Origin of the sequence: Longimicrobium sp. (assembly GCF_036388275.1) — a bacterium.
Taxonomy (GTDB): Bacteria; Gemmatimonadota; Gemmatimonadetes; order Longimicrobiales; family Longimicrobiaceae; genus Longimicrobium.
On record NZ_DASVSF010000063.1, the window covers coordinates 1 to 4714 of the forward strand.

Below are 4714 nucleotides of genomic sequence, written 5' to 3' on the forward strand. Positions count from 1 at the left end.
CTCGCCCGCCGCGTCCAGCACGTAGACGCGCGTGTTCGCCACCGGCCGCCCGATCGGCACCTGCGCAGCGCTGGAAGCATCGCCGCCGACCGCCCCGGACGTCGACCAGATGGTGGTTTCCGTGGGCCCGTACACGTTCCAGAGCGCGCCGACACGGCTCCGCACCGCCGACGCGAGATCCGCCGGAAGCGCTTCGCCGCCGCAGAGCGCCCGCATCTCCGGCGCGCCTTCCCACTCGGCGCTCACCAGCATCCGCCAGGTGGCGGGCGTGGCCTGCATCACCGTGGGCGCGTACGCCCGGATCGCCTCCGCCAGCGCCGCCGGGTCGGCGGCCCGCTCCCGCGGCAGCACGATGGTCGCCGCGCCGTGCAGGAGGGGAAGGAACATCTCCAGCACGGAGATGTCGAAGGCGTACGTGGTGACTGCCAGCAGACGATCCGCCGCCTCCACTCCCACGGTTTCGCGCATCGAGCGGAGGAGGTTGACCACGCCGCGGTGCGGAACGGCGACACCCTTGGGCCGCCCGGTGGAGCCCGAGGTGTAGATCACGTACGCCAGGTGCGCCGGCGTCAGTCCCTCGATCGCCGGCTCCGTCGCGGACTGGTCCGCCCACTCCGCGCCCTCCAAGTCGATCACCGGCGCCTCAACGTCCGCGAACAGCGTCTCCACCCCCTCCAGCGAGCGTTGCGTGAGCACGGCCGCGGGCGCGCTGTCGTCCAGGACGTAGCGAAGCCGCTCCGCCGGATACGAGGGGTCGAGCGGCACGTACGCCCCACCCGCCTTCATCACGGCCAGCAGCGCGACGACCATCTCCGCGCTCCGCTCCACGCAGACCGCCACCCGCGCGTCCGGGCCAACGCCCCGCTCCCGGAGGTGATGCGCCAGCCGGTTTGCCCGTGCGTTCAGCTCCGCGTAGGTGAGCGAGCGATCCTCGAAAACCACCGCCTCCGCGTTGGGCGTGCGCTCCGCCTGCGCCTGGAACAGCTCGTGGATGCATCGATCCGCCGGATACTCGCCCGCCGTGCGGTTCCAGGCCTCCAGCACCTGCGTACGCTCGTCAGCGGAGAGCAGCGCCAGCCCTTCCACCGGCTGCCGCTCGTCCGCCACCATCGCCTCCAGCACGTGGCGGAGGTAGCCGACGTGCCGCTCCACCGTCGCCTGATCGAAGAGCGAGGTGGCGTACGTCACGCTTCCCACGATGCGCCCGCCCTGCTCCGACAGGTCCAGCGACAGGTCGAACCGCGCCGCCGCTTCCGACGCCGATCCCGGCGATCCCGCCGATCCCGCCGTGCCCACGCCGCCCGGTCTGAGGCCGGGGAGCTCGACCCGGCCCTCCGACGTGTTCTCCCAACCGAGCATCACCTGGAAGAGTGGCTCGTGCGCCAGGCTGCGCACCGGCTGCACCACCTCCACCACCTGCTCGAAGGGGATGTCCTGGTTCTGCTGCGCCCCCAGCGCCCGCTCCTTCACCCGCGTCAGCAGCTCCGCGACGGAGGGGGAGCCGGCGAGATCCACGCGCAGGGCCAGCGTGTTCACGAAGAAGCCGATCAGCCCCTCGATCTCGATGCGCCCGCGGTTGGCGGTGGGAGTGCCGACCACCACGTCGTCCTGCCCGGACAGCCGGCCCAGCACCGCGGCCCAGCCCGCCAGCACGGTCATGAAGAGGGTTGTGCCGTGGCGCTGGCCCAGCGCCTTCAGGCCAGCCGTCAGCGCCTCGTCCATCACCACGCCCAGCGCCGCACCCGCATGGTCCACCTGCGCCGGGCGCGGACGGTCCGTGGGCAGCTCCAGCAGCGCCGGGGCGCCGCCGAGTGTGGCCCGCCAGTAGTCCGCCTGCTCGTTGAGGGCGTCGCCGTCCGCCCAGCGCCGCTGCCACGCCGCGTAGTCCGCGTACTGCACCGGCAGGGCGGGAAGCGGATCGGGCTCGCCGCGGCGGAACGCGCCGTAGAGCGCGCCCAGCTCGCGCGTGAACACCCCCATGCTCCACCCGTCGGTGACCATGTGGTGCATGGTGACGTGGAGCACGTGGTCGTCCTTCGCCAGCCGGATCAGCAGGCCGCGGACGAGCGGCCCCCGCGACAGGTCGAAGGGCGTGCGCGTTTCCTCAGCCAGCAGCCGCCGCGCTTCGGACTGCGCCTGCGGATGGGCGCTCAGGTCGTGCTCGGCGAGAGGGAACCGGCTCTCCTCCACCGGCGCGATCCGCTGCACCGGCTCGCCCTCCACCTCCACGACGGTCGTGCGCAGCGCCTCGTGCCGGGCGACGATCGCGTCCAGCGCACGCCCCAGCGCCCCCGCGTCCAGCTCTCCCCGCAGCCGCTGATGCGTGGTGACGTGGTACGTGCTGCCCAGGTCGCCAAGCTGCTCCAGGAACCACAGCCGCTGCTGCGGAAAGGAGAGCGGCAGTGGCCCGCCACGGTCCACCGGCTCGATCGGTGGCAGCTCCGACTGCACCGCCGTCGCCAGCCCGCGCGCGAAATCGGCCAGCACCGGGGACCGGAACAGCTCCCCAAGCGGCACCTCCACGTCCAGCACCTGCCGCACGCGCGACACGACGCGTACGGCCAGGAGCGAGTGGCCGCCCAGCTCGAAGAAGTTGGCCCAGCGGCTCACCCGATCCACGCGCAGCACGTCGGCCCAGATCTCCGCCAGCGCCTCCTCGGCCGCGCCCAGCGGCGCCTCGTACTCCCGGGACGCATACGCGTCTCCCTCCGGGGCTGGCAGCGCCTTGCGGTCGAGCTTGCCGTTCGGCGTGAGCGGCAGCGCCTCCAGCCGCACGTACGCGGCGGGGATCATGTACTCCGGGAGCGCCGTGGAGAGGTGCGCGCGCAGCGACTCCGCGTCCGCTTCGCCGACCACGTACGCCACCAGCCGCACGTCGCCCGGCACGTCCTCGCGGGCCATCACCGCTGCCTCGCGCACGTCAGCGTGCTCCGCCAGCCGCGCCTCGATCTCGCCCAGCTCGATGCGGAAGCCGCGCACCTTCACCTGGAAGTCGGTGCGGCCCAGGAACTCCATCGTTCCGTCCACCCGCCACCGTGCCAGGTCGCCCGTGCGGTACAGCCGCGCCCCAGGCTCGCCGCCGAACGGATCGGCCACGAAGCGCTCCGCCGTCTGCTCCGGGCGCCCCAGGTAGCCGCGCACTACTCCCGCACCCCCGATGTAGAGCTCGCCCGCCACTCCCACCGGCACCGGCTCGCCCGCCCCGTCCAGCACGTAGACGCGCGTGTTCGCCACCGGCCGTCCGATCGGCACATTGGCCGCCGCGGAATCGCTGCGGACCGCCTGGGACGTGGACCAAATGGTGGTTTCGGTCGGTCCGTACACGTTCCACAAGGCCGCCACACGGCTCCGCACCGCGGACGCGAGATCCGCCGGAAGCGCTTCGCCACCGCAGAGCGCGCGCATCTCAGGCGCACCCTCCCACTGCGCGCTCACCAGCATCCGCCAGGTGGCGGGCGTGGCCTGCATCACCGTGGGCGCGTACGCCCGGATCGCCTCGGCCAGCGCCGCCGGGTCGCCGCTCCGCTCGCGCGGCAGCACGATCGTCGCCGCGCCGTGCAGGAGCGGAAGGAACATCTCCAGCACCGAGATGTCGAAGGCGTACGTAGTCACCGCCAGCAGGCGATCCGCGGGCTCCATCCCCACGGTTTCGCGCATCGAGCGGAGAAGGTTGACCACGCCGCGGTGCGGAACGGCGACGCCCTTGGGGCGGCCGGTGCTTCCGGAGGTGTAGATCACGTATGCCAGGTGCGCCGGCGCCAGTCCCTCCATCGCCGGCTCCGTCGCGGGCTGGTCCGCCCACTCCGGCCTGCCGGCGTCGATCTCCAGAACCGGCACGCCCGTGTGTTCGAACCGATCCCGGAACTGCTTCTGTGTCAGCACCGACGCGGGCGCGCTGTCGGCCAGCATGTACTCCAGCCGCTCCGCCGGCTGGGCCGGGTCCAGCGGCACGTACGCCCCGCCCGCCTTCATCACGGCCAGCAGCGCGACGACCATCTCCGCGCTCCGCTCCACGCACACCGCCACCCGCGCAACGGCACCCACGCCCAGCGAGCGAAGGTGGTGCGCCAGCCGGTTCGCCCGTGCGTTCAGCTCCGCGTAGGTGAGCGAGTGATCCTCGAAGACCACCGCCTCCGCGTTGGGCGTGCGCTCCGCCTGCGCCTGGAAGATCTCGTGGATGCACGACTCGGCCGGATACTCCGCCTCCGTGCGGTTCCACGCCTCCAGCACGTGCCGGCGCTCGCTCTCGGTCAGCAGCGCCAGCCGGTCAACCGGCTGCCGCTCGTCCGCCACCATCGCCTCCAGCACGTGGCGCAGGTAGCCGACGTGCCGCTCCACCGTTGCCTGATCGAAGAGTGAGGTGGCGTACGTCACGCTTCCCACGATGCGCCCGCCCTGCTCCGACAGGTCCAGAGACAGGTCGAACCTCGCCGCCGCTTCCGACGCCGAGCCCGAGGCCAATCCCGCCGGTCCCACGCCGCCCGGTCTGAGGCCGGGGACTTCGACCCGGCCCTCCGACGTGTTCTGCCACCCCAACATCACCTGGAAGAGTGGCTCGTGCGCCAGGCTGCGTACCGGCTGCACCACCTCCACCACCTGCTCGAAGGGGATGTCCTGGTTCTGCTGCGCGCCCAGCGCCCGCTCCCGTACGTGCGCCAGCAGTTCCGCCACGGTGGGCGAGCCCGCGAGATCCACGCGCAGCGCCAGCGTGTTC

The 4714-nt window shown here is 72.5% G+C and carries 1 protein-coding gene; it reads right to left on the minus strand.

What is annotated here, in order from left to right; all coding sequences use genetic code 11:
* Positions 1-4714, minus strand: a 4714-nt coding sequence (locus VF632_RS14210) for an amino acid adenylation domain-containing protein (protein WP_331023571.1), incomplete at both ends; no start/stop codon positions are given.